We start from the raw sequence: 24845 nt of genomic DNA on the forward strand, positions 1-24845 counted from the left end.
AATGGTAAAGGCAACCCTTTGATGGAGAACCTTTAAAACATAATTGTCGGGTTATTGGTCTAGACGTATTAATCGAGAGCATCGTCTGGTTTACAAGGTAACAGATGATGCAATCATTATCGTGCAGCACTATTAAGGACTACCTATCAGAGGACTTCATAAACGAAGTCCCCTAGTCGTTATTTTAAGAAATCGTGATGGCGACTATGCAACAAGCCAAATACCATCCATTGTTGCGTTACTTTTTCGACTAGTCAAAATCCATCAATGAGAAAATCCAAAGCATCTTTAATTTGTTTCCGGTGGGATGTGACATCAATAACTTCATTACCGATCATAGATACTCTGATACTTGCCATTTCATGAGTCATGACGATGTAGTCACTCTCCTCAATTGTCAATATTGGACATAATCTTATAGGAACTTTGCCTTTAAAATTTTCTTTCAGAAACAGGGGTATCATTAATCTTGTATTCAACATATCAATAATGTCACTCTGTACGTCAAGAAGATATGGGTAAGCAGAATTGCCAATATTGCGATAAACAACATACTGCATCTCAGAACACCCTGTACTTGTCAGACAGTAAACCGTGTTCGTTAGTGATACGATTAAGTTCTTCCATTCCTGCCTTATTCTCACGTTTCCAGCGTTCAGACTCAACGGCTTTCAGTTCCGAAATTAATGCTTTAGTCAGCACTGCTGATAAGTTAAGCCCTACCTGTCTCGCTTGTTGATACAGTTCAGGTGCAACGGTCACGCTCACTGTTTTCTTTAATCTGATTTGTGTTGCTGGCATGTTAACCCCTGTATGAAACACGTTATTTTACACTTGTAATTATAGCAAGCTTTTTTATATAAGGACGGCAGAAAAGAGTCAATACATCTAATCCAAAGGACATACCCGGATAATATGACCATCGGGATCTTCAACGAGGAAAGTACGACCAAAGATTTCGGTATGGGGTTCCTTCACAATCTTGATATCGGGCTTCTTTCGCCATTCCTCAAATAAGCGATCTACATCTTCGCCGGATGGCAACATAATACCGATCTCAGAGAACCGTGGAGTAGAGGCATCCGGCGTTGTTCCGCCTGACCAAATAGCAAATAGTGCTTCACCGCCAGCGGCAAATGCCACATAACGAGGGCTAGAAAACACCGGCTTAGCATTGAAAATCGTCTCGTAGAAAGCCGTCGAACGTTCAATATCAGATACATAGACAAGTTGAAGGTTGGGTTTAGGGGAAGGGGATATTGTCATCATGTCATTCTCATCTAAGTTAGATTCAATAAGAGAGTAAAAGCAAATCAATATGTAACATTTGTTACCGGATTGCGCTTGTATCATAGTAATATAATGTTAGCAGGCTGTATATACATACATATGTAAATTGATGTGGGAATTCTGGGATATGGAGATGTCTAAGATCGAATCTTGTGGGGAAAACATGAGAGTTACCTCTTGCGCTTTGTATAAGGATTCAACATCCATATCCAAACCGGTAACTCTCAACCTTCCAAAGTGCTTTGTCAGATCTGATAAGACTAGCGACAGTTAATCGTCAAGGGAATTTTTCATCCTATTTTGAGTATATTCAATCAATTCTTCAATTTCTAAGTTAGGGGTTGTACCACAATGAATATCACAGAACAATATCGGGTTAGATCCTCTCGACGAATAAAAACCTTGAATATCTTTTAAATTTGATTCCCTAGCTGCACATAAAGCTCGTAAGATTCTTTTTAACCTTTCTTTATCACTTTCGTTATTAATAAAGTTCTTAAGATTCGCTCTACCACCGTGGGAAATTTGAAAGAAATGATTACCACTATTATTACTGGTATCAATTCGTTTCATCTTAATAATAGTAGCGTCCTCATTACGATCTATACCATTGCTACCTTGAAATGAAAATCTAGCATCAAAAACGTCTAAGTACACGCTTGGCAAGCCATAACTACGATCACAGTTTTTAAAAACACCTTTAGTAGAATTATTTAGATTCATTGGCTTATACGCTATATTATCAAGCATATATACATATCCGCCTTTCGCTTCGCGAGAATCTTTTATTTCTGCTTCAGTAAGATTAATAATTTCACCATTTCTTAATTGTATGTGAGCCATCTCATAATCCCCTTTTACTTGTCAAAAAAATGTGTATTTTCACATAAAAGATAAGAAAAATTCGTATTCATATCACGATTAAATATTCATTTTATGACAAATCAGAAAATGTACTGGCTTACAGGATTTTATTTAGTGAATAACTGAAAAATAGAAAGAAGAATTAGCAGCGCTAATAGGAGCGTCTCAGAAAACAGAAAAAATTCTTGCATCTAGACGCGAGCATAGCCAATTAACATAATTCACTGACCTTTAACCACAGGAGTGAAATCAGACCATTGTTCAATTCTGAAAGCGCGAATGTCACGCACTGAGGGAGGAAACCACGATTGGGCCTTGAGAGATTGGATCGCTACAAAAAGCTGGGCCATGTTTTCGTCTTCGCTGACATACAGACTGCCCTGAACGCGTCTAAAACCTATTGAGCCAGCATTGCACCGATTTCAGCATAGGCTTGCGATACTCCTTTAGGGTGGTGTTGTTCGGTGTCAGCGACCACTAAATCAAAAGCAATAGCGTACATTCAGGCGGCCTTGGGATCATTGTTAATGTGGGTCAGACGGTATTCGGTTTTTTCACCCGTTTCTACCAAGACGACTTCTATCATCCAGTCACCATCGTCTAGCGGACGGAGCAATTTCCCTACTTCATATTTTGGCCCAAACGCACCAAAGCTTTTTATCGTGCCAACAGGTACAGATAGTGTCGTTATCATGGCCGTTCCTCGTTATTTAAACTCACTGATAGTGTAGTATTTTGAGAATATTGTTTCAAGAACGACTTTCGAGAATACTAACCCCTTGATGTTGTGTTGTGCTAATTTAACTGTTCCCAATACTGAGCCTGTTAGCCAATAATTAATTTAATCATAAATATAGCGATTAATAAGATTTTCGAGTAATTCCTGTTGTCCACTTCGATGCTTAGGTTCCTGAACCAATGTTTCTGCATAGTAAGCCACTTCATCAAGTGTCATTTTTCCTTCAAGAATATTTCTACCTAGTTCACTATTCCAACCAGAATAACGTTGAGCGACATACTCATCTAATTTACCGTCTACTAATATTTTCACCGCACTCTTTAATGATAAAGCCATAGTATCGATGGCGCCGATATGCCCATAAAACAGATCATCAATATCAATACTCTGACGGCGAACTTTTGCATCGAAATTTAAACCCCCAGTTGTAAAACCCCCGGCTTTTAAGATTTCATACATTACAAGAGAATTCTCCTCGACACTATTTGGAAATTGATCGGTATCCCAACCCAGTTGAGCATCCCCGCGATTCGCATCAATAGAACCAAATATTCCCAATGCAATCGCTGTGGCTACTTCATGCTGAAAGGAGTGTCCAGCTAATGTGGCATGATTAGCTTCAATATTCACCTTAATTTCATTTTCTAAACCAAACTGCTTTAGGAAACCATAAACAGTCGCCACATCATAATCATATTGGTGCTTAGTCGGCTCCTGAGGTTTAGGTTCAACTAATAATGTCCCCTGAAAACCAATTTTGTATTTGTAATCCACAACCATTTGCATAAAACGTCCGATTTGTTCTCTTTCTTGACGTAAATCTGTATTGAGCAAACTTTCATAGCCTTCACGTCCGCCCCACAGTACATAATTTTCACCACCCAGTTTTTTAGTTATTTGCATAACCTGACATACTTGTGCTGATGCATAAGCAAAAATATTGAGATCTGGATTAGTTGATGCACCGGCAGCATAACGGGGATGTGTAAAACAATTTGCCGTTCCCCATAACAATTTAACGCCAGTTTCTGCTTGTTTATCGGCAAGAATATCGGACATAACCCCCAAATTATAAATATATTCTTTTAAGGAACAGCCTTCGGGAGCAACATCAATATCATGGAAACAATAAAAAGGAATATTTAATTTGTAGAAAAACTCAAAAGCAACATCAGCTTTAAGCTTCGCCAATTCTAAGGCATCACCTCCTTGTTGCCAAAAACGCTCAAATGCCCCAGAACCAAACATATCAGTACCATTCCAACAAAAACTGTGCCAATAGCAGACGGCAAAACGCAGATGATCTTTCATCTTTTTGCCTAGAATAATCTCTTCGGGATTGTAGTGACGGAAAGCTAATGGATTATTACTTTGTCTACCTTCGTAACTAATTCTATCCACTCCCTCAAAATATCGATGCATATCAGCCTCTATCTAATAGACATACGTGTATATATGAAATTTTGTTCATCAATACAGCTATTTTCAATTGTGTTATTTTATTTCTTCATTAAGATTATTGTTAATTGTGTGATTTATCTCATAATTTGGTATTAATTCAACCTTGAAAATAGAATCATACTTATGATTAATATTGTATAAATCAATAAGGATATCAATGATGAACAGACGATACCATATAACACTATTATTTAATGCCAATAAAGCTTATGATCGCCAAGTGATAGAAGGGATAGGTGAATATTTACAAACATGTCAATGTAATTGGGATATTTTCATTGAGGAAGATTTCACCACTAAATTAAATAGTTTGAAAACCTTGCAGAGTGATGGAATTATTGCTGATTTTGATGATATAGAAATCCAACGTATTTTCAGTCAGGTAGACATTCCTGTTATTGGCGTCGGCGGCTCTTATCACCAAGAAAATCACTATCCTGCGGCTCATTATATTGCGACGAATAACTTCGCTTTAATAGAAAGCGCATTTAATCATTTAAAAGATAAAGGTATTAAACGTTTTGCATTTTATGGTTTACCTCAGACAAGTGGTAAACGATGGGCAATAGAGCGTGAATACGCTTTCCGACAATTAGTCGAAAAAGAACAATATCAAGGTGTGGTATATCAAGGGATGGAGATGACACCAGAAAACTGGTCTTACGCACAAAATAGAGTAAAAGATTGGGTCCAAACTTTACAGCCAAATACAGGCATTATCGCGGTAACGGATGCCAGAGCTCGACATATTTTAGCCGCATGTGAACATTTAAATATTCCTATTCCCGATAAAATCTGTGTTATAGGTATAGATAATGAAGAAATAGCCCGTTTTCTTTCGCGTACCGAGCTCTCTTCCGTGGTGCAAGGTACACAACAAATGGGCTACCAGGCAGCAAAATTACTTCATCAAATTCTTAAAGGTTATACACCTAAAAAATATCATCGCCAATTAATCCCACCTTTAAAAGTTATTGCAAGGCAATCAACAGATTTTCGGGCAGTAAACGACCCCGCGGTTATTCAAGCAATGCATTATATTCGTCATAACGCCTGTAAAGGGATAAGAGTTGAACAAGTTATTGATGCTGTTGGTATGTCTCGTTCTAATCTTGAAAACCGTTTTAAAAATGAATTTGGTCAAACAATTCATACCATTATTCATAATGAAAAGTTAGATAAAATAAAAAATCTTTTAATCCACACCTCTATTTCAATTAATGAAATTGTTACTGTTTGTGGCTATTCTTCTTTACATTATTTTTACTCTATGTTTAAACGGAACTATAATATGACACCTAAAGAGTATCGAGACAAATATCAAATCACTAAAAAGACTTAGCTATTTAAAATTAATAAGCCATCCTCAAATCAAATAGGATAGCTTTTAATTTAATTAGATATCTTCACCGTTCGTTTCTATAATTTTCTGATACCAATAAAAACTCTTTTTCTTATAACGTACAAAATCCCCATTGCCATTATCATCAACATTGACATAAATAAACCCATATCGTTTACGATATTCACCGGTTGAAAAAGAGACACAATCGATACATCCCCATACAGTATAACCGAGGATATCAACACCATCGAATAAAATAGATTTTTTAATTTCAGATAGATGCGATTCTAAATATTCAATACGATAATCATCATTGATAACACCATCTTGAGATAATTTATCAACGGCACCCAACCCATTTTCAACAATAAAAATAGGTTTTTGATAACGTTCATATAATTCAGATAAACTGTATCGAATACCTATAGGATCAATTTGCCATTCCCATTCAGAGGATTTCAAATAGGGATTGAGCTTTCCTTTCTCAAAGAAGGAGAGGGATTGGCTATTTTTTTCTAACATTTCTGTGGATGAAGCAACGATATTACTCATATAATAGCTTATTGCCAAATAATCAGCGCAACCTTCCCGTAACCAATTTAAATCACCATCTTCAATATGAAGCTCTATATTTTTTCTGTCCCATTCCCTAATAATATAAGATGGATAATACCCACGAAGCTGAACATCACTAAAAAGATATTTCTGGCGCATAGCTTGTTGTGCATATAAAACATCTTCTGGCTTACAGCTCTCTGGATATAATGGCGACATATGGATCATGCAGCCAATTTTAAAATTAGGATTTATTTCATGACCTAATTTGACAACTTTTGCACTAGCAACAAATTGATGATGAATAGTTTGATACATGACCTGCTCTGGATTGTCGTGATCCTGGTAAATCACGCCTGAATTACAATAACCGAATAGTGGATATTGCCAATTTATTTGGTTATTAATTTCATTAAATGTAATCCAGTATTTGACTTTATTTTTATATCTTGCCATAACCGTCAGGCTAAAATTGATAAAAAAGTCTATTACTTTTCGGTTGTACCAACCGCCATATTTCTTAGCCAAATGATAAGGCATTTCAAAGTGAGATAAAGTAATAATCGGTTCAATATTATATTTCAACAATTCATCAATAAGATCATCGTAAAATTTTAATCCTGCCTCGTTAGGGTGTAATTCATCACCATGAGGAAAAATTCTTGACCAAGCAATTGATGTCCTAAAACATTTAAATCCCATTTCTGCAAATAATGCAATATCATCTTCATAATGGGAATAAAATTTCACACCTTGATGATTAGGATAGATTTTATTTTCCTCAATACCATTAGTTATGACACGATCAACACCATGCTCTCCTTTTGTCATAACATCAGCAATACTCATTCCTTTGCCATCCTGATTCCAATAACCTTCAACTTGGTTAGCGGCAACCGCGCCACCCCATAAAAAGCCGGTAGGGAATTTATTCTTCATAGATAACTCCAGATTGTTATGTTCTCTTAGTTAAATATAATAGAATTAATCGAATCAGGTTCCAAATAAATAGACCAAATATCATTGTTATAACCAATATTTAATTTTTGCTTTTCTTTATAAGAATTATTTATATTCACCACAAGAGAGCCCGTTTTATTCTCAAAAGCAACAGCATTTCCTGACATATTACCTTCTAACTCAACATGCTGCGCATCAGGTAAAATTAAACCAGAAAAATGGCGCATAACGTAATACTCTGGATTATATATCACTTTATTTATTCCTTTTGGAATGCTTATCATACTATTTTGTTTCCAACCCCAACTACTTTCTCCCCCAGAATGCAGCACCATATTCCAGTAAAAATAACCATTAGCACCATTAGTTAAATAATGTCTGAAAAGCGTAAACACATAATGAGCATATTCCCAACTATTATGACCATCACCACATTCATTTTCAGTTTGATAATATTTTAATTCTGGATAGCTTTGTACTGTTCTTTGAATGGCATTTTTTCCTTGCCATTGATAACCAACGCCTTTTATATATTTATAGGTGTCTATATCACGTAATACACAATTTGCGTAATCATCATAATCTCGTCCAATTTCTTTAGAGAATTCAGGAGCATTAATAGTACCTAACCAAATCTCAGTTTTTACATTATTTTGTTCGAATTTCGGCCCAAGATAATTTTTTATAAAATCTCTTAATTGTTCACCGTTCCATACACAAGAAGGGAATTTTTGATCCGCAGCAACTTCATTCTGGATATGAATTTGATTAATTGAAATACCTTCTTGCTGATACTCTTCGATAAATTTTGCAAAATATAAAGCATATGCATCCTGGCTTTGAGCATCACTCTTTAATCTGCCAAAATTATAGACTTGATGAGTTTTAAGCCATACCGGAGGGCTCCACGGCGAGGCGGATATTTTTAAATTTGGTTGTCTTTTTAACGCTTCCTTTATATAAGGAATCAATAATTTTTTGTCTCTTTGAATTGAAAAATGAGCCATATTATAATCATCTTCAATCTCATTTAAACTATACCAAGAAACCGCATAATCGCTGGCACCTATCGGCATTCTGGCTAATGTTAATTTGCATTCTCCATCCGGTGAAAATAATTTATCTAGCACTACTTTTCTATTTTCTTTATCTAGATCTAATAAGGCTTTCATGCCAAGCTCATTAAAACAACCGCCAAAGCCATCCAGTTTTCGGCCTCGTTTATTAGTGATAATTAAATTGGCTTTTTCGTCTGTTTTTATGATCGATAATCCTTGTTTCCATTGCTCTCTATTATTTGTATAGATAAGTTTAATCATGATTTATTATTTCCAATAAAAGTATTAATTCATTGAAATCAATTAAACACAATTATCTTAATATTAGTATTATGTTATTTCACAAAGGATTTAATTTAATTGTTTTATTTGAGTTTCATCACATATATCTTATCGAAACTATTTTTTTATTCTTCCAAATGAAAGGTTAAAACCACCGGCTTTAGCCGGTCAGCTTTAGCTCCGATACTGTGTTGTACCGGAGGTGCAACATGGATTACAGATATGGCAGCCACACGGTATTTCAGATTGAATACCATTTTGTGTGGGTAACGAAATACAGATACAAAGTGCTGACAGGAGAAGTGGCAAGTCGAGTGCGAGAATTAATCCGTCAGACATGCGGCTCCTTTGAAATCAGAATATTAAAGGGAGTTGTGAGTCAAGATCACGTGCATATACTCGTCAGCAGTCCCCCAACATTAGCGCCAAGTGAAATCATGAGAAGGCTGAAGGGGGCAGTTAACGGAGGAAATGATCAAAAGCTATTTAGAACATCATTTTGAACCCAATCCGAATGATAATTTCAGGATGGATAATTGACGCGTCGTTTAGCCGACGCGTATCCGGACTTTCAGTCCGTTAATCACTAACCCACCTACTTTAGTAGGTGGTTGTTTAGTATCAACCACCATGTTAATAATATACCTTGATACACTTATAAACCACTTTTGCCACTATAAAAAGGAAATTTTATGTCTCTTGTGCCATTTAAGCAGGTTGATGTATTTACTCACCAGCCTTTTAAAGGAAATCCCGTCGCCGTTGTTATGGATGCTCAAGAACTTTCACCGATACAGATGCAGGGCATTGCCAACTGGACTAATCTTTCTGAAACCACTTTCATCCTTCCCGTAGAAAACCCATTGGCGGATTATCGTGTACGGATTTTCACACCCGGTAGTGAACTTCCTTTTGCCGGTCATCCCACGATCGGTACCGCACATGCTCTTCTTGAAGCCGGTTTAATTCAGGCGAGAGAAGGGCGTATTGTGCAGGAATGCGGGGCGGGATTGATTACATTGAACGTTACCGAAACGGAAGAAGGTCGGAAATTAATCACTTTTGAACTACCAGAACCAGCCATCACATTGCTTAGCGCCGAGCAAATAGATCGCCTCGAAAGCATTCTGGGTTGCCAGTTAGATCGCGCACTAACACCAGCACTTATTGACGTGGGAGCTCGCTGGATTGTCGCCCATACTACGGGAGCAGAAGCCGTGCTGGCAGCAGAACCTGATTATGCCAGGTTGTGCGAGCATGACACGCAAATGAACATAACCGGGGTTTGTCTGTATGGCGCCTACCATGAAGGAGCAGAGGCTGATATTGAAGTACGCTCTTTCGCCCCATCATGCGGTGTCAACGAAGACCCAGTTTGCGGTAGTGGAAACGGCAGTGTTGCTGCATTTATGCGCCACCACAAAGTAGCAATGATTGACGATAAAATGGTTCATTCATCACAAGGCAAAAAACTTGGCCGTCAGGGAAGTGTATGGCTTAGCCATGCAGATGGTAAGATTTTTGTCGGCGGCAGTGCTGTAACTTGTATCAATGGCACCATCACAATTTAAAAAAATTATCAGCCCTAATATGCACAATATCTTACGTAAAATTGCTCATTAGATAATTCAGAAAGGCCGCTTATTTTGTCGGAAAACATCTGTTTTCCGACAAGCAAAATCGCGTAGAGTAATGAGATTATACATATCTTATTGGTACAGAATAATTAATGTTGGAAAGTCAGATCATGACGAAACAAGCTGTTTTTACGATGAAATTAGAACCTGAACTACGTGCCAAATTTATTCAACGCCAACGTGAGGAACGAGAATACAATAAATTCCTGTGTCACAAGGTAGAAGCCGGGCGAGCCTCAATGCGTGCTGGCTTGGGCCAATCTAATGATGAGGTCGAAGCCGAGTTTGCCGCACGGCGTGCCAATGTGGGGTAGTGACCAGCTACCCGGTCACTACCCCTAAATGTCCATTAAATTTTGTCCAACCTTTTTTGTCTAGGTGATTGCGCGTTTCCTAGAAAACATGCACAATCAACCCTGTTACTTTCATCACCCTATAAGGAGTGAATCATGCAAAGCATGACCATTGAGCAGCTACGCGCCGCAAGCGATGCCGGCGGCGTGGAAGGTGTGACCCTGAAAGGGCAGGGCGGAATCTTCCTTGTGCAGATCGCAACCCGCAGCGGTGCCGCCGCTTTGCTGGCGAAGGCCCGCAGCCAAGAGCCGCGCCGTTTCGGCAACCCCATTGCCGCCCTGAACGTGTTGCGCGACGTAGGCATCACCATCGGCCAGTTCGACGCCAGTGAGTGGAACCCGGACGAGAAAGAAGAAACCGCCGGCAATCGTGGCCGGGCCGAGGCAATGCGTAAGGCCCACCAAGCCGCCGCCTACTCGGAGTGGCTGGCTGCCGAGATTCAGGATGCTATCGACGACCCGCGCCCGAATCTTTCACACGATGAGGTTATGGCCGAGATGGACGCCGATATTGCCGCCTTGGCCGCCGAACACAAGCCCGCCAAAAGGAAGCGCGCTTGAGCGCGGCTGGCTGATTTATGGCGAAGGCAAAGACCCCTTACCGCATCGAGTGGCGACCGAAGGCCCGCGAGGATTTGCGCGCCATTGTTCGATACATAGGCAAAGACAACCCGACCAGGGCGCGCAGCTTCGGTCAGGAGCTACGCGACAAGACCTTGCCGCTTGCGCAGCACCCGGAGCTTGGCCGCACCGGGCGGCCCGGCCTGCCGGATTATGTGCGCGAGCTGGTCGCGCATCGGAACTACATTATTTTTTATCGCGTGCTGGACGAGGCGCGCACCGTCGAAATTTTGCGAGTGAAACACGCGGCGCAGCAAACGCCGTGACATGGTGACAGCAGGAGATGGAGAGCGTAAAAAAGTGCCCCAGACTTTTTTACGCTCTCCAATGTGGTGGACCAAGCGTGAAAGTTATCTGGACACCCGAAACGAAGCAAGACCGAGCTGACGTGTAGGACTACATCGCAGCCGATAATTCATATGCGGCAGCCAGAATGGATGAACAGTTTAGTGATGCAGCATCCAATCTTGCACGACATCCCATGCTTGGCCGACGGGGAAATTAGTAAATCCCTAATTCCTGAGCCTGATTAGCTAATGCTTTCATAGCCTCCATACTCTCAGCATTACGCTGCTTTTTATATTCCATCAGATCAGCAAAACGAATACGCCGATGTCGGCCTGTTTTATGGAAAGGAAGACAACCATCTTCCAGAAGCTTAACCATATGAGGCCGCGATACATTCAATATGTTTGCAGCTTCTTGAGTAGTTAGCTCTGCATGAACAGGAACAATTTGCACTGCATTACCTGAAGCGAGTTCACTCAAGATTTGCACTAACATAGTAAGCGCAGACGTAGGCACTTCAATTTGATGAGATTTATGATCATCACTCATAATTGAAATCTGCTGAGTTTCAAGTTTTGTCGAAAGGAACGCTGAAAGTTCACGCAACCCCTTTCCAGCTATTTCACTTTCGCGTTTAGCTGGAAGATTTACATCAGAGAAAGTGGAAGTAATCATGTTGCACCTGTTAGTCATTCATTTTGATTTAGCACATTAAACGAAATAAACGTAACGCAACTGTTTTAAGCAGAATCTGATACGTTTTCGCAATAACAATTTCCAGGGCAACTCTTCTCGGTGGAAGAACCAGATTTAGCATATCATTCAAAAAATAAAGTTATACAACGAACAACCCATTCTCAGAACGTTTTAGGAGCACAAATGGAATTGAACAGAATCGGCGATATTGCAGCTTTTGTTGCTGCGGTACGGGCCGGAAGTTATACACAAGCGGCAGGTTCTTTGGGGCTTACTCGCTCCGCTATTGGTAAGAGCATTGTGCGTCTGGAGACCCGCTTAGGCGTAAGATTGCTGAACCGAACAACGCGGCGGCTTGGCCTGACAGATGAAGGACGTATTATGTTCGAACGCTGTCGCCAGATTCTTGAAGACCTCGAAGAAGTGGATAATACGATGGCGATGCGCAGGGTAAACCCGACCGGGACCCTGAAATTAACCGCACCGATCTCCTTAGGGAAGCGCCACATTCTTTCCTTGCTAGAAACTTTCCTGAAACGCTGGCCAGAACTACAGGCAGATATTGCCTTTACTGATCGTTATGTTGACTTGATCGAGGAAGGGTTCGATATTGCCATCCGCATTGGTGAACCGAAAGATGATTCTCGTATCCTTACACGTACCATCGCTACTCAACGAATGATTACCTGTGCGTCACCAGATTATTTGTCCCGGCGAGGTGTACCTGAAACGCCACAGGCGTTGCATACACATGACACGATTTTCTTCCTGAGTGCGGATAAACGCCGTTCCTGGCGCTTTGAGACCACGGAAGGAACTTACATTTTCGAAGGTCCGGGGCGGCTAAACATAGATAGTGCGGAAACTATGCTCGAATCAGCATTGGCAGGGTTTGGGCTCATTCATCTGCCTAACTACGTCGTTGGTCAAGATCTTAGTGACGGTAAACTTGTCCCTGTATTAGAAAATTATCATGTTAAACCTGATCCCATCCGAATCATTTATCCAAGTAAAAAGCATCTTTCCCCTCGCATTCGAGGATTTATTGACCTATTGGTAGAGAGTTGGGAAGACGGTGTGCCTTGGGAGTAGCAGGTGAAAGCGCTTTAGTGGCAGTGATTATCACCGCCATTAAAGCGCACAGTATGATCACGCGCTTAACTGCTCTAAGGTAGGATAGTCAATGTACCCTTCGGGGCCATTAGCATAGAAGAACTCTGGGCGCGGCTCGTTCAGGGGCGCATCAATTCGCAAGCGCTCAACTAAGTCAGGATTAGCAATAAAGTTTCGTCCGAATGCCACTGCATCGATTAATCCCTTTTCAATCAATTTCTCCGCTTTCTCGGCAGTATAGGCGCCTGCCGCAACAATCACACCAGGATAAACTTCTCGAATCGTTTGACGAAATGCTTCACTGAAAGGCTCTCCTCCAGCCCAATCAGGTTCGGAAATGTGTAGATAAGCCAGATTGCGTCTTGCCAACTCGCGGATCAGGTAAAGCGCGGCTTTCTCCTCATCTTCATAATGACTTAGACCATTATATGGTCCTAATGGATAGATGCGGATGCCAATCCGATCAGAACTCCAACTTTCAATAGCAGCATCCACTACTTCCAAGGCAAAGCGTGCACGATTTTCAATACTGCCACCATATTCATCATCACGCTGATTAGCAGAAGGAGACAAGAACTGATGAATAAGATAACCATGTGCAGCATGGATTTCCATCATGTCAAAGTTAGCTTCTTGTGCATTGATGGCTGCCTGACGGAAGTCATTGACGATCTGATGAATTTCATCTCTCTCCAAGGCACGTGGCTTAGAGGTGCTGACTCGAATTACATTACCTTCTGTGTCTCGTACCGAAGTCCGCGCATTAGCCGATATCGCAGAAGGTGCTACAGGAGCCAGTTGTTCCGGCTGGAGAGAAGTGTGAGACATTCGCCCCGTATGCCATAGTTGTACGTTACTAAGACCACCAGCCTGATGAATTCCTTCATTAATTTTTTTCCAAGCACTTATCTGTTCAGGAGTATGCAACCCCGGTGCACCTGAATAACCTTTTGCCTGGAATGAAACCTGTGTCGCCTCAGTGATGATCAATCCAGCACTGGCACGTTGACGATAATATTCAGCCATCATTGGCGTAGGAATATCGCCGGGTTCAGTATTTCGTAAGCGAGTGAGTGGCGCCATGAAAATACGATTGGGCGTAGTAATAGCACCTATTTTTAATGGATTAAACAAATGGGGAAATTTCATAAATCCTCCTTTATATGAAACCACGAGATCCAAATAAGAAAACGTAATTGCATTATTTTTTTGGTGAGAAGAAGGGTAATTGGTAGGAAAGTTAGGTTCAATAGTTTTAATTTGATGCACAAATCCATGAAATTCATAATTTATTGTTTTAATTTACTTTAACTTAAACTGGGGAGAGTTAGTACCTTAATATGGGAGCGATATTCCCCAAGTTACTAATAATCAAACCTCAGCATTGACCCAATGGCATTAAGTAACATCCGAAGAACTTAATATGAAATTCATTTGATTTAACTGAATAATGAAGAGAAGGAGAATTAAGAGTAGATATATTGAGATGAAGTCAAAGGCTGTTTAGCAAAAACCGCCGGGGATATCAGGCGAAAAGCCCAAAGGGCTTTATTCCGACATCTCCTGACTGAATTGATATCTACAAATGCCGGAAATGCCGCTGAACAAGCGAATCTGGTCATGTCCTTGCTAAGATGCTTTGGACGATCAAGAGCTTATTCGATTGGTAAATGAGCGTAGAGAACAGGCATTGGTTAATGTAGATTTAGATAATTACCTATAACCTTATGATCTATTTTAAATGTTCCACAACACCTGAACTACCTCAATCTGGGAACATCGTCTCCCCGTCACTGGTTTGATAACAACAGATAAACCTTAACTGAAGAAAGGTAACATGTCCGTTTCGCAGGCAATTGGCAGACTTACTGAAATCATGATGCGAAAAGGGATTTCGAAATGCTCTGAAGAGCCTTGCATAATCATTGAAATTTTATAGCGTATTTGTTCCTCAGTCAGATAAGAGGTTTATTTATGATCTTAAAAAATATCAATTTATTGAAAGTTGTACTTATCGTTACCTTTGCAACAAATCAATCTCTTGCAGCAAATAATATTACATTTCTGAGCAATCCTTCACCGCAACATGTCAAGGATATCGGTAATTTTGTTGTGAAACGAACTGAAAAACCATTTTTTTCCGATGTTATATTATTCGCAGCTAACATTAATAGCAGCATCTCTAATATCCCCGTACTATTTTACAACGATGAAATAAGTTCGATCCTCAAAGACAATATTTCCCTAGTACGGAATTTGCAAAAAAAGGGCATCAGAGTTCAATTATCCTATCTGGGCAATCATCAAAATGCAGGTTGGTCATGTAATATGAGTAAAGCAACGGCAACAAAACTTGCCAATGAAATGGTAAATGATGTCGTTAAATACGGGCTGGATGGAATCAACATCGATGATGAATATTCAACATGCTACGGTAATCGCCAATCCTTCTATTGGGTAGCGGATGCGATTAAAAGCCATCCACAATTTGCCCAAAAGGTACTGACCAAAGCCCTGTGGTCAGATTATATCTACTTCAGGGAACCGACAAACATAGCAAATTTACTGGATGCAGGTTACGAGATGACTTACACCAACGCCAGTGCCAGTAAGTTGGTTCCGTACGTTAACTTTGGGATGAAGAAGGAAAATTTGTTACTAGGTGTCTCCCCCGCAAAGAATTCGGTATCCACAGTGCAGAATATTACCCGCTCGGTCATCAATAATGGGTATAGTGGGATGATGGTCTGGTCGCCTAATACAATATTTACAATTGACCAAGCATCTCAATATTACACCGAAATCATCAAAGCAGAAGAGGGGATAAATGAAGAAGTTGTTTATGTCCCAGATACAGCAAAAACAATGCAAATAAGTAACATTAATATGCATTAGTTCAATGTGTTAAGTCAGGTATAGAAAATTCAAAAACTTTATATGTGTGAAATTGTTCATTTAATTCTCTATTACGAGAAAAATATAGAAATTATGAACCATTACGTTGTTAATCCTTTGGTTAATTAACAGGGAGCCAGTAATACGTACTGGTATCAACCATCCGTAAAAACCGTGAAGCAAACATTTTGTGAAGCTATATGAGGTTATCTTATGAAGAGCGAGTTTAAAGAAGGGTTTTGTACTCTCTGTAGATCAAGATGTGGCACTATCAACGAAGTTCGTAACGATACATTGATAAAAATCCAGCAGAACCCAAAACACCCGACCGGCAACGCCATGTGCATGAAGGGTAAAGCTGCACCAGAATTGGCCCATAGTCCTAACCGGATTCTTTATCCTCTTCGTAGGACAAATCCCAAAGGCGATGCCGATCCAGGCTGGGAGAAAATCACTTGGGATGAAGCGTTGAAGTATGTTGCTGAGAAACTGGCTTTCTATAAGGCTGAGTCTGGTGCAGAATCGGTTGCTTTCTCAGTTACCTCACCAAGTGGAACACCTCTTAGCGATAGCCTTGAATGGATAGATCGCTTCATCCGAAATTTCGGCAGCCCAAATGTCTGCAATAGTACAGAGGTGTGTAACTGGCATAAAGACGAGGCGCATAAGTTTACCTTTGGATGCAGTATTCCTGTGGCTGATTACAGAAATGCCGAGTTAATCATTTTATGGGGGCACAACCCAACAAATACATGGCTTGCGCAAGCGGAAGCTCTTGGTGCGGGAAGAAATGCAGGGGCCAAACTTATCGTTGTAGATCCTAGATATACGGCTCTTGCTAAAGAATCTGATAATTGGCTCAACATCAATCCTGGGACGGATGCCGCGTTAGCCCTCGGGCTCATAAATATCATCATAAATCGAAGAGGATATGATCAGACGTTTGTAGCACGATGGACGAATGCCTCATTGTTGGTACGAAATGATAATGGTCTTTTCTTGAGAGAAAAAGATATAAACATTTCAGCTAAGAAAAACAGATATGTTGTCTGGAATAACATAACTCAGTCTCCGCTACCATATGATATTCACGAAAATGAGCCATGTGATGAAAATAATAATTACGCTTTATTAGGCGAATTTTCGATTAATTCTGCGGAAGATGTAAATAAAAAAATACCATGCAAATCTGCATTCCAGCGACTTATAGATGAGTGTCAATCATACACACCTAAATATGTAGAAAAAATCACCGGCATAACCAAAGAAAAGCTCATATATGCCGCAGATTTGGTTATGTCTTCCAAACGAATTGCTTATCATTCCTGGACTGGTGTAGCTCAACATACCAATGCAACCCAGACTGAACTAGCAATTGCCGTGCTGTACGCATTAACCGGGTGTTTTGACACACATGGAAGCAACAGAGTGTACAATAAGCATCCAGTCAATGCTGTGAATGCCCGCAGGCTTATGCCGAAGGAACAACAAGAAAAAGCCCTTGGCTTTAAGGAAAAACCGTTGGGGCCGCCTTTAGATGGTTGGGTAGCATCACAGGATCTGTATCAAGCAATCTTGCACAAACGGCCTTACCCGATTAGAGCTATGATGGTATTTGGTACCAATATGTTGTCATCTCATGCTGACGCCAAGATTGGGATAGATGCGCTAAAACAGCTTGAATTTCATGTTCATTGTGATCTCTTTGAAACGCCTACAGCACATTATGCTGACATCTTACTACCCGTGAATACGCCTTGGGAGAGAGAAGGGCTACGTGTAGGATTTGAGATTTCAGCCGAGGCAGAAGAACTCGTTCAATTAAGGCAAAAAATGATTTCCCCTCGGGGAAAAAGCCGGTCAGATAATGAAATTGTCTTCGACTTGGCCTGTCGCTTAGGCATGGATGATATATTTTTTAACGGCAGCGTTGAAGCGGGATGGAATTATATTCTTGAGCCCATTGGTTTGACCGTAGCGGCGTTAAGAGAAAAGCCGGAAGGAATTTCAATTCCATTAATTCAGCATGATAGGAAATACGCAAGAATCGATCCTGTTAAGAACACAGTTAAAGGTTTTGATACCGAAACAGGAATGGTTGAAATCTATTCTGAGAAATTGTGGCGGCATGGTTATCCACCACTACCGATATATGATGAACCAAAAGAGAATTTAAACTCTGAGCCACATTTCCCTTATCGGCTGACCTCAGTAAAAAATGGTTTCTATTGTCATAGCCAACAGAGAAGCTTAACCAGTCTGCGGAAAAAATCACCTTATCCGAAGCTTGAGATAAACAGTAGATTGGCTGAAAAGAAAGGTATTAACAATGGAGATTGGGTTGAGGTTATCACCCGCAACGGCAAGGCACGTTTTAAAGCATCGTTAGATAATAATATCTCTTACGATACGATAATTGCTGAGTTTGGTTGGTGGCAAGCGTGTCCCGATTATGGGAAAGAGGGTTTTCCCGTTATAGGCAAAAACAGCAGTAACTATAATGCGCTTATTTCTGACGACTCTTGCGATCCTATCAGCGGCGCTTCTCCGCTCCGTTCATTCCGCTGTGATATTAAACTCGCAGAAGATATCAACCCGGAGAGAAGGCCGTGGCAGGGCCGTAAGGCATTTCGGGTTGTAGATACAAAACCCGAGGCTAAGGGTGTTAAAACCGTTATTTTTGAGTCACAAGATGGAACAATGCTGCCCGATTATGAACCTGGCCAATATATCACAGTACAAGTTTCCATACCTGGGCAGGATGACCCTGTTATCAGGGCCTATTCCTTGACAGGAATGGCAACACTGGCGGGTAGAAAGAGTTACAGTATCTCCGTACGGCATCAGAAAGGCATAACTTCTAACGGAGAAACTTTTGAAGGCGTCATGTCTTCATATATTAACAGGGCGCTGGTAGCCGGAGCCGAAGTGAGTCTGACGCCTCCGGGAGGAAACTTTATTATTCCGCTTAATGCTAAGCAACCTGTTGTTATGTTGGCAGGAGGAATTGGTATTACTCCATTCATAAGTTACCTTGAATCTCTTCCAGCTAACGGTGAAAAGCCTGAACTCTTATTGCTGTATGCTAATCAAAACAGCAATACACATGCCTTTTCTAAAAGGCTAAAAGAACTTGAGTCAAAAATTAAGCAGTTGAAGGTAATCAACTATTACAGTAATCCGCTGCCAGTGGATATTGAGGGTATTAATTACCAGCATCATGGATATATTACTGCGAATGCCATTCCTGAAACATTGATCAAACAGCAAGCTCGTTTTTATATGTGTGGCCCGGCTCCTATGATGAAAACTTTCGAAGAAGGTTTACTCACTCTAGGAGTTCCACCTTTTGATATCTATAAAGAGGTGTTCCGATCGCTAACTCCGGTAAAAATTAAAGATGGGAAGAGTTTTACAGTTAAGTTTGAAAAATCTGGCGTTTTTCTCGAATGGTCTCCTGACAAAGGGACACTCCTTAATTTTAGCGAAAAAAATGGTATTAAGATGGCAAGTGGATGCCGGGTTGGACAGTGTGAAAGTTGTGCTGTGAAATTAAAAAATGGCGAAGTGCAACATCTAAATGATGTAGAACCTTCCGATCAAGGGATGTGCCTTACTTGTCAATGTATACCTATCACTGATATTTCCATTGATGCTTAGCTACCAGAACATTATCGGCCCAATTTTTATCAAATTGGGCCCAATAACAGATGATACTTCTCAGAAAAAACGGGACTTTTCATCGTAGTCAGGAATAAATGAATAAAAAAAGGAACATCGGAAAAAACAAGACCTGTTAAGTGGTCTTTTGCGTTTCTTTTCTCAACAAAGGGAGCTACTATAAGACCTATTAACAAATCTTTTGGAGTGTTTCTATGGCTAACATAATTCTGTCAGATATTAGCGCAAGTGTTAGTGAACTAAAAAAGAATCCTATGGCGACCGTAAACTCTGGAGCTGGATACCCTGTCGCAATCCTAAATCGTAACCAACCGGTGTTTTATTGTATTCCTGCGAGACTCTACGAACAGATACTTGATGCTTTAGATGATCAAGAGCTTATTCGACTGGTAAATGAGCGTAAAGAACAGGCATTGGTTGATGTAGATCTGGATAATTATCTATGACCTATAGCGTAAAATTCAGGGAAGATGCTTTTAAAGAGTGGAAAAAACTTGATAAATCAATCCAACAACAATTTGCTAAGAAGCTGAAAAAGTGTTGTGTTGAACCTCATATTCCATCCGCTAAACTTCGAGGCATGCCGAATTGCTACAAAATAAAATTACGTGCTTCTGGTTTTCGTTTGGTTTATGAGGTCATGGATAATGTGTTGATTATCGCTGTGGTAGCCGTCGGTAAACGCGAACGGAGCGAAGCGTATGAACTGGCAAGTAAAAGACTAGGTAAGCAGACCACTTTATAAAAAAATTAAGTTGAATTTTCGGATAAAGATAAAGGATTCAAATACATAGTTAAATATATCCAACATTTTTACAGAATAAACTTAAATAATCTGTTTGTAATCTATAAGAAACAGTTATTGTTGGCGAAAACAGGAAGCTTGAACTAAACTCAAATTTTACTTTTATGAGAGGAACTTAGCTATGTCTGAAACCTGTTTTTCTGAATCGTTAAACCTAAAATCTCATTGGATGCCATTTAGTGCCAACCGCAATTTCCAACGCGATCCACGTCTTATCGTGGCTGCCGAAGGACACTGGCTAAAGGACCATAAGGGGCGAAAAATTTATGACAGTCTGTCCGGTCTTTGGACCTGTGGCGCAGGCCATACCCGGACAGAAATTCAAAAAGCTGTCGCTGCTCAATTGAGTACCCTCGATTACTCACCAGGCTTTCAGTGCGGTCATCCCTTATCGTTTCAACTGGCAGAAAAAATTGCCAATTTAACACCTGGTGATCTCAATCACGTCTTTTTCACCAGCTCAGGTTCTGAGACTTTAGACACCTCAGTCAAAATGGCGCAAGCCTACTGGCGTGTGAAAGGCCAACCCACGAAAACCAAACTGATTGGCCGTGCACGTGGTTATCATGGCGTCAATATTGCAGGTACCAGTTTGGGCGGGATTGGCGGCAATCGCAAAATGTTCGGACAGTTGATGGACGTAGATCACTTATCCCATACGCTACAGGCCAATATGGCATTTACGCCAGGTATGGCAAAAACCGGCGGCGTGGAATTGGCCAACGAGATGCTCAAGCTGATCGAACTGCATGATGCCTCCAATATCGCGGCAGTGATTGTCGAGCCGGTGGCCGGTTCCGCCGGTGCGATCATTCCGCCCAAAGGGTATCTACAACGTCTGCGTGAAATTTGTGATCAACATAATATTTTGTTGATTTTTGATGAAGTTATTACTGGCTTTGGTCGCATGGGGCGCTGGACTGGTGCTGAATATTTTGGTGTGACGCCAGATATGCTTAATTTTGCCAAACAAATTACCAATGGCTCCATTCCTCTGGGAGGCGTAGTGGCAAGCAGTGAAATTTATGAAGCCTTTATGTCTCAGCCACTACCAGAACACCTTGTGGAGTTTAATCATGGTTATACCTATTCGGCACATCCGGTAGCTTGTGCCGCCGGGTTGGCAACCTTGGATCTGCTAGATAAAGACCACCTTATCCAGCGCTCTGCTGAACTTGCTCCTCATTTTGAAATGGCCCTTCATTCTCTCGCAAATTGCCCAAATGTGACTGATATCCGCAACTGTGGCTTGGTGGGGGCAATTGAATTGGCTGCCCGTGACGGTGACGCCGCTGTACGTCCTTTTGATGCCAGCATGATACTTTGGAAAGCGGGTTTTTACGTACGCTTTAGCGGTGATACGCTGCAATTCGGGCCTATGTTCAATGCTGAACGGGCTGATTTGGATCGTCTTTTTGATGCTGTTGGAGAAGTATTGCATTACATTAACTAAGGAAAGTATGTACCCATAAGATCTTCAATATTGCTAAACTCAAAGGTTTAGAGTAAAGCCCAAAAGTACAGCCACTCTTGGGCTTTTTAAATTTCAATCCTTCCTTATTATATTGGCACGCTGCCATGCGGCTTCAGAGAACAGGACCATCCCATCCCCATCGGAGTCATGTGAGAGCATGACATCGATAAAATAAATGGTTTGAGGGGTGGTTAACATGGTTTCACAATAGGTTGCGTCAAATGTTGTCCAACGCTCACGAATTACCTGTGTTGTTGCATGTACGTCAGGGATAATCTGGACATTAGAAGCAGTAAACAAAGACAAATTACGCGACGATGCAGCAAGAAAGGTCTGTTTTGTATTATTTGTCGCACTTCGCATATCGATATATGATCGAATCATCGACAGCATGCCATTGCAAAGATAAAACACAGAAATATTGATCTTCTGCCGATGAGGATTTTGCATCAATGCTCGTTCAACATGGGACTCAATGTTTGGGATTAAATCTCTGGCGCCATCACCAATAAATGCCAGAATATTCTGGGATGATGTACGAGCCAAATAAGGCAATGACATCAACGCATCCCCCATCAGTGCCCGACCATACCAACCTGAAAACCCTTTCCCTGTTTTCGGTAAATTCCGCATCGCCCCGATTCCACACTTCCCTACATCATAAACCCCGGTATAGACAAACCCCTGCTCACTAATCAGATTATGCAACTGCTTCCCTAAATGGGCATAAAAGTAATTGGGCGACATCGGCACCTGTGGCAACCAATCTATCGGGGTGGTGTTAGGGTAATTCTGAACTCGCTCCAGTTCGCGACGACGATAAGCAAGTACCTTTTCATCCACATTAAGTCGAGCAAGAACAGTTTTTAAGAACGAAAGTAAATAGCTATGTACCGCCAGATCAGTGTAAGGCGACATATGCTCTAAACGACAATTCACCTGAATAATATGACATTTATTTTTAAGTTTACTGACGGAAAATGGCGAGGATACTTCATCGACTTTACTTTTAAGGAAAAAAATACTCTGGCTTTCAGGATTAGCAAGCTGCTGCCCTTCATGTAGGTAATGAAATACTTTGCTGCTAAAGCCGTAAACCGCCAGAGTTCCAATATAATTACTAACAGGCTTTTGCTGGTAGTAATCACTGACCGCCCCCGGAGATACTATCGTATCTACTAACGCTATCCCTGCTTTTTCAGCAATTAGATAAATCAGCTCACGTTCATGATCCGTTAAATGACAACATTGCCACAGTATACGACGCTTGTCATGGTTGATCAGAGACATCACTGCATCCATAACGGATGCTTCATTACCCTCAATCTGCGGAACCAAAAGGCTCCACTGACTCGGGTGGGGTAGCTGCCCAGGTTTCAGTGTACATTCCAAAACTGATTGGGTCGCAAGAATAAACACTGGGCCGGGTTGAGCATGTAATAAATCTATTGCCTCATTTAACCGCTCAGGCAAGTTCAATTGATCATCGATATAAACGCACGGAATTCCTTTTGCCTCAATCGACTTCTTACTATCATAATCTCTATGCATCGTACCTTGAAATGGGAACCAACTATTTCTAGGACTATCTGCACAAATGATGATGCCTGGCGCATGAGCACGTTTCAGGTTGTATAGTGTGCCGCGAAACTCATCGATCATGCCGGAAGTTACCGCAATTACATAACCACGCTGATAGAACTGCCAGCCACAAAGCGCAGAAACTGCCAAGCTGTGCTCATTCGGCCCACTTTCACACAGGGTAGATGTACCATCACACAAACGAAGCATGGAATCGATAAACCCGGAGATCACCGACCCAGTATAGTAGTGGAAGTCCCAACGCTCCTGGAAGTGGTACTCCATATAATCATGAATAAACTGTGCCATTGATGATATTGTTACTTTAGAAGTCGTCGCTCTAACAAGTAATGGATTAATATAAGTGCTATCCAAATGATTCATTAGGTTTTTTAGCACCTGTATCTCCCAAACAAGCGGATCTGGCTGCCAAATATTGAGTGTCACTGAATCCATCACTTGTACCCGTGCACTACCAGGAATCATCTCTGATAAAGAGAGCAGGAAAGAATAGGGTGACAATTTCCCAGGATTCGCCTCAAACAATCGGAAAAACTGATGACTGACCCGCTCGTAATGTCCATATTGTAAAAACAGATCATCAGCAATGACCAAATCGAGTGTTCTGTCTGGATGCAGTGCGATATCAGCCAGAGCGTCATCCAGTGTTTCATAGGTCATGACATGAAAAGAAAATTGATGCTTTTTCTGATAGAAAAGTAAATATCTTCTAGCTTGCTGAAGCAAGTACGTCATAATAAGATCAACTGAAACTGTTGAATTAAGTTTACAGACTTCACCATGATCAGATTCAGCAGCAATTGACAATTCCAACTTGTTAATCGCTTCTTTCACTCCTTGGCTCACGATTTGGGACTGAGAGACCACACAAATTCCGATGTAATTATGCATTTACTAACTTCTCTACAATTAATTATTAAAATGTGCTGGCTTTAATCATACCTCAAGCCACAAGTAAAGCCTGATATAGTAAAAAGTATCCATATTTATACCCTATGGATTTCAAGATGCATCGCGGCGGCAAGGGAGCGAATCCCCGGGAGCATATGTTTTATATAAAATCGGTATATACCCTATGGATTTCAAGTTGCATCGCGACGGCAAGGGAACGAATCCCCGGGAGCAT

At 40.8% G+C, this 24845-nt stretch carries 24 protein-coding genes and 3 pseudogenes; 15 read left to right on the top strand and 12 right to left on the bottom strand.

Annotated elements, in window-relative coordinates; translation table 11 throughout:
* Window positions 1-8 precede the first annotated feature (8 nt).
* A pseudogene (locus EAE90_RS04800) lies at window positions 9-136 on the top strand (Txe/YoeB family addiction module toxin); the annotation flags it as partial.
* A 118-nt stretch (window positions 137-254) separates the two neighbouring features.
* Here EAE90_RS04800 and EAE90_RS04805 read toward each other — a convergent pair.
* The 7 genes from EAE90_RS04805 to xylA form a co-directional block, all read right to left on the bottom strand.
* A complete protein-coding gene (locus EAE90_RS04805) occupies window positions 255-560 on the bottom strand; it encodes a CcdB family protein (RefSeq protein ID WP_011146528.1) in 306 nt (101 codons plus the stop codon).
* A 1-nt stretch (window position 561) separates the two neighbouring features.
* Complete coding sequence (locus EAE90_RS04810) at window positions 562-801, bottom strand: type II toxin-antitoxin system CcdA family antitoxin (protein WP_011146527.1); 240 nt, start codon at window positions 799-801, stop codon at window positions 562-564.
* An 87-nt stretch (window positions 802-888) separates the two neighbouring features.
* The gene (locus EAE90_RS04815) at window positions 889-1269 is read right to left on the bottom strand and encodes a VOC family protein (protein WP_246550366.1); all 381 of its coding nucleotides are present in this window, start codon (window positions 1267-1269) and stop codon (window positions 889-891) included.
* A 291-nt stretch (window positions 1270-1560) separates the two neighbouring features.
* On the bottom strand, window positions 1561-2133 hold the full coding sequence (locus tag EAE90_RS04820) for a hypothetical protein (RefSeq protein WP_214052512.1): 573 nt from the start codon (window positions 2131-2133) through the stop codon (window positions 1561-1563).
* 242 nt (window positions 2134-2375) lie between these two features.
* The gene (locus EAE90_RS24220; protein ID WP_281422315.1) at window positions 2376-2504 is read right to left on the bottom strand and encodes a hypothetical protein; all 129 of its coding nucleotides are present in this window, start codon (window positions 2502-2504) and stop codon (window positions 2376-2378) included.
* Window positions 2505-2656: 152 nt separating this feature from the next.
* Window positions 2657-2848, bottom strand: coding sequence for a DUF5397 family protein (locus EAE90_RS04830; RefSeq protein ID WP_214052513.1), 192 nt, complete (start codon window positions 2846-2848; stop codon window positions 2657-2659).
* A 147-nt stretch (window positions 2849-2995) separates the two neighbouring features.
* The gene (gene xylA / locus EAE90_RS04835) at window positions 2996-4315 is read right to left on the bottom strand and encodes a xylose isomerase (RefSeq protein WP_214052514.1); all 1320 of its coding nucleotides are present in this window, start codon (window positions 4313-4315) and stop codon (window positions 2996-2998) included.
* Between the two features lie 196 nt (window positions 4316-4511).
* Between xylA and EAE90_RS04840 the strand changes: the two genes are divergently transcribed.
* On the top strand, window positions 4512-5696 hold the full coding sequence (locus EAE90_RS04840; protein WP_214052515.1) for a XylR family transcriptional regulator: 1185 nt from the start codon (window positions 4512-4514) through the stop codon (window positions 5694-5696).
* Between the two features lie 54 nt (window positions 5697-5750).
* Here EAE90_RS04840 and EAE90_RS04845 read toward each other — a convergent pair whose 3' ends face one another.
* The gene (locus EAE90_RS04845; RefSeq protein WP_214052516.1) at window positions 5751-7193 is read right to left on the bottom strand and encodes a 6-phospho-beta-glucosidase; all 1443 of its coding nucleotides are present in this window, start codon (window positions 7191-7193) and stop codon (window positions 5751-5753) included.
* A gap of 26 nt (window positions 7194-7219) precedes the next feature.
* Window positions 7220-8533: a glycoside hydrolase family 30 protein gene (locus EAE90_RS04850; protein WP_036780585.1), complete on the bottom strand. Its 1314-nt coding sequence runs from the start codon at window positions 8531-8533 to the stop codon at window positions 7220-7222.
* 230 nt (window positions 8534-8763) lie between these two features.
* On the opposite strand from EAE90_RS04850, the pseudogene tnpA reads away from it, so the two are divergent.
* The 6 genes and pseudogenes from tnpA (at window position 8764) to EAE90_RS24430 (ending at window position 11670) form a co-directional block, all read left to right on the top strand.
* Window positions 8764-9094: pseudogene (gene tnpA, locus EAE90_RS04855) on the top strand (IS200/IS605 family transposase).
* Window positions 9095-9246: 152 nt separating this feature from the next.
* Window positions 9247-10125, top strand: a complete 879-nt coding sequence (locus EAE90_RS04860) for a PhzF family phenazine biosynthesis protein (RefSeq protein ID WP_214052517.1) — start codon at window positions 9247-9249, stop codon at window positions 10123-10125.
* 176 nt (window positions 10126-10301) lie between these two features.
* Entirely contained in the window at window positions 10302-10505 is a 204-nt protein-coding gene (locus EAE90_RS04865; RefSeq protein WP_214052518.1) for an antitoxin of toxin-antitoxin stability system, read from the top strand.
* 135 nt (window positions 10506-10640) lie between these two features.
* A complete protein-coding gene (locus EAE90_RS04870) occupies window positions 10641-11105 on the top strand; it encodes an antitoxin PaaA2 family protein (protein ID WP_036780591.1) in 465 nt (154 codons plus the stop codon).
* A gap of 17 nt (window positions 11106-11122) precedes the next feature.
* On the top strand, window positions 11123-11431 hold the full coding sequence (locus tag EAE90_RS04875) for a type II toxin-antitoxin system RelE/ParE family toxin (RefSeq protein ID WP_036780593.1): 309 nt from the start codon (window positions 11123-11125) through the stop codon (window positions 11429-11431).
* A 134-nt stretch (window positions 11432-11565) separates the two neighbouring features.
* Entirely contained in the window at window positions 11566-11670 is a 105-nt protein-coding gene (locus EAE90_RS24430) for a type II toxin-antitoxin system RelE/ParE family toxin (RefSeq protein ID WP_339920820.1), read from the top strand.
* On the opposite strand, the gene EAE90_RS04880 is transcribed toward EAE90_RS24430, so the two are convergent.
* Window positions 11667-12128 (bottom strand): helix-turn-helix domain-containing protein, encoded by a 462-nt coding sequence (locus tag EAE90_RS04880; RefSeq protein WP_113040551.1) that lies wholly within the window; start codon window positions 12126-12128, stop codon window positions 11667-11669. The genes EAE90_RS24430 and EAE90_RS04880 overlap by 4 nt on opposite strands.
* 204 nt (window positions 12129-12332) lie before the next feature.
* Here EAE90_RS04880 and EAE90_RS04885 point away from each other — a divergent pair, with 204 nt between their 5' ends.
* Window positions 12333-13241, top strand: coding sequence for a LysR family transcriptional regulator (locus tag EAE90_RS04885; RefSeq protein ID WP_214052519.1), 909 nt, complete (start codon window positions 12333-12335; stop codon window positions 13239-13241).
* Window positions 13242-13298: 57 nt separating this feature from the next.
* On the opposite strand, the gene nemA is transcribed toward EAE90_RS04885, so the two are convergent.
* Complete coding sequence (nemA, locus tag EAE90_RS04890; protein ID WP_214052520.1) at window positions 13299-14411, bottom strand: alkene reductase; 1113 nt, start codon at window positions 14409-14411, stop codon at window positions 13299-13301.
* Between the two features lie 484 nt (window positions 14412-14895).
* Between nemA and EAE90_RS23635 the strand changes: the two are divergent.
* From EAE90_RS23635 to aptA, 6 genes and pseudogenes are all read left to right on the top strand, one after another.
* Window positions 14896-14985 (top strand): annotated as a pseudogene (locus EAE90_RS23635) (type II toxin-antitoxin system Phd/YefM family antitoxin); the annotation flags it as partial.
* A gap of 251 nt (window positions 14986-15236) precedes the next feature.
* Window positions 15237-16157 (top strand): glycoside hydrolase family 18 protein, encoded by a 921-nt coding sequence (locus tag EAE90_RS04895; RefSeq protein WP_214052521.1) that lies wholly within the window; start codon window positions 15237-15239, stop codon window positions 16155-16157.
* Window positions 16158-16370: 213 nt separating this feature from the next.
* Window positions 16371-19817: a molybdopterin-dependent oxidoreductase gene (locus tag EAE90_RS04900; RefSeq protein ID WP_214052522.1), complete on the top strand. Its 3447-nt coding sequence runs from the start codon at window positions 16371-16373 to the stop codon at window positions 19815-19817.
* A gap of 215 nt (window positions 19818-20032) precedes the next feature.
* Complete coding sequence (locus EAE90_RS04905) at window positions 20033-20284, top strand: type II toxin-antitoxin system Phd/YefM family antitoxin (protein WP_036780598.1); 252 nt, start codon at window positions 20033-20035, stop codon at window positions 20282-20284.
* On the top strand, window positions 20281-20583 hold the full coding sequence (locus EAE90_RS04910) for a type II toxin-antitoxin system RelE family toxin (RefSeq protein ID WP_214052523.1): 303 nt from the start codon (window positions 20281-20283) through the stop codon (window positions 20581-20583). The genes EAE90_RS04905 and EAE90_RS04910 overlap by 4 nt, the downstream gene beginning before the upstream one ends.
* Window positions 20584-20764: 181 nt before the next feature.
* Window positions 20765-22096, top strand: coding sequence for an omega-aminotransferase AptA (aptA, locus tag EAE90_RS04915; RefSeq protein WP_036780603.1), 1332 nt, complete (start codon window positions 20765-20767; stop codon window positions 22094-22096).
* Window positions 22097-22189: 93 nt separating this feature from the next.
* Here the strand turns inward: aptA and EAE90_RS04920 are convergent, their stop codons facing one another.
* A complete protein-coding gene (locus EAE90_RS04920; protein ID WP_214052524.1) occupies window positions 22190-24610 on the bottom strand; it encodes a hypothetical protein in 2421 nt (806 codons plus the stop codon).
* Window positions 24611-24845 lie beyond the last annotated feature (235 nt).

The sequence above is a fragment of the Photorhabdus caribbeanensis genome, assembly GCF_018448885.1.
Lineage (GTDB): Bacteria > Pseudomonadota > Gammaproteobacteria > Enterobacterales > Enterobacteriaceae > Photorhabdus > Photorhabdus caribbeanensis.

Coding starts and splice junctions, on each gene's coding strand:
- EAE90_RS04805 (WP_011146528.1), bottom strand. CDS start 560: ATGCAGTATGTTGTTTATCGCAATATTGGCAATTCTGCTTACCCATAT.
- EAE90_RS04810 (WP_011146527.1), bottom strand. CDS start 801: ATGCCAGCAACACAAATCAGATTAAAGAAAACAGTGAGCGTGACCGTT.
- EAE90_RS04815 (WP_246550366.1), bottom strand. CDS start 1,269: ATGATGACAATATCCCCTTCCCCTAAACCCAACCTTCAACTTGTCTAT.
- EAE90_RS04820 (WP_214052512.1), bottom strand. CDS start 2,133: ATGGCTCACATACAATTAAGAAATGGTGAAATTATTAATCTTACTGAA.
- EAE90_RS24220 (WP_281422315.1), bottom strand. CDS start 2,504: ATGGCCCAGCTTTTTGTAGCGATCCAATCTCTCAAGGCCCAATCGTGG.
- EAE90_RS04830 (WP_214052513.1), bottom strand. CDS start 2,848: ATGATAACGACACTATCTGTACCTGTTGGCACGATAAAAAGCTTTGGT.
- xylA (WP_214052514.1), bottom strand. CDS start 4,315: ATGCATCGATATTTTGAGGGAGTGGATAGAATTAGTTACGAAGGTAGA.
- EAE90_RS04840 (WP_214052515.1), top strand. CDS start 4,512: ATGATGAACAGACGATACCATATAACACTATTATTTAATGCCAATAAA.
- EAE90_RS04845 (WP_214052516.1), bottom strand. CDS start 7,193: ATGAAGAATAAATTCCCTACCGGCTTTTTATGGGGTGGCGCGGTTGCC.
- EAE90_RS04850 (WP_036780585.1), bottom strand. CDS start 8,533: ATGATTAAACTTATCTATACAAATAATAGAGAGCAATGGAAACAAGGA.
- EAE90_RS04860 (WP_214052517.1), top strand. CDS start 9,247: ATGTCTCTTGTGCCATTTAAGCAGGTTGATGTATTTACTCACCAGCCT.
- EAE90_RS04865 (WP_214052518.1), top strand. CDS start 10,302: ATGACGAAACAAGCTGTTTTTACGATGAAATTAGAACCTGAACTACGT.
- EAE90_RS04870 (WP_036780591.1), top strand. CDS start 10,641: ATGCAAAGCATGACCATTGAGCAGCTACGCGCCGCAAGCGATGCCGGC.
- EAE90_RS04875 (WP_036780593.1), top strand. CDS start 11,123: ATGGCGAAGGCAAAGACCCCTTACCGCATCGAGTGGCGACCGAAGGCC.
- EAE90_RS04880 (WP_113040551.1), bottom strand. CDS start 12,128: ATGATTACTTCCACTTTCTCTGATGTAAATCTTCCAGCTAAACGCGAA.
- EAE90_RS04885 (WP_214052519.1), top strand. CDS start 12,333: ATGGAATTGAACAGAATCGGCGATATTGCAGCTTTTGTTGCTGCGGTA.
- nemA (WP_214052520.1), bottom strand. CDS start 14,411: ATGAAATTTCCCCATTTGTTTAATCCATTAAAAATAGGTGCTATTACT.
- EAE90_RS04895 (WP_214052521.1), top strand. CDS start 15,237: ATGATCTTAAAAAATATCAATTTATTGAAAGTTGTACTTATCGTTACC.
- EAE90_RS04900 (WP_214052522.1), top strand. CDS start 16,371: ATGAAGAGCGAGTTTAAAGAAGGGTTTTGTACTCTCTGTAGATCAAGA.
- EAE90_RS04905 (WP_036780598.1), top strand. CDS start 20,033: ATGGCTAACATAATTCTGTCAGATATTAGCGCAAGTGTTAGTGAACTA.
- EAE90_RS04910 (WP_214052523.1), top strand. CDS start 20,281: ATGACCTATAGCGTAAAATTCAGGGAAGATGCTTTTAAAGAGTGGAAA.
- aptA (WP_036780603.1), top strand. CDS start 20,765: ATGTCTGAAACCTGTTTTTCTGAATCGTTAAACCTAAAATCTCATTGG.
- EAE90_RS04920 (WP_214052524.1), bottom strand. CDS start 24,610: ATGCATAATTACATCGGAATTTGTGTGGTCTCTCAGTCCCAAATCGTG.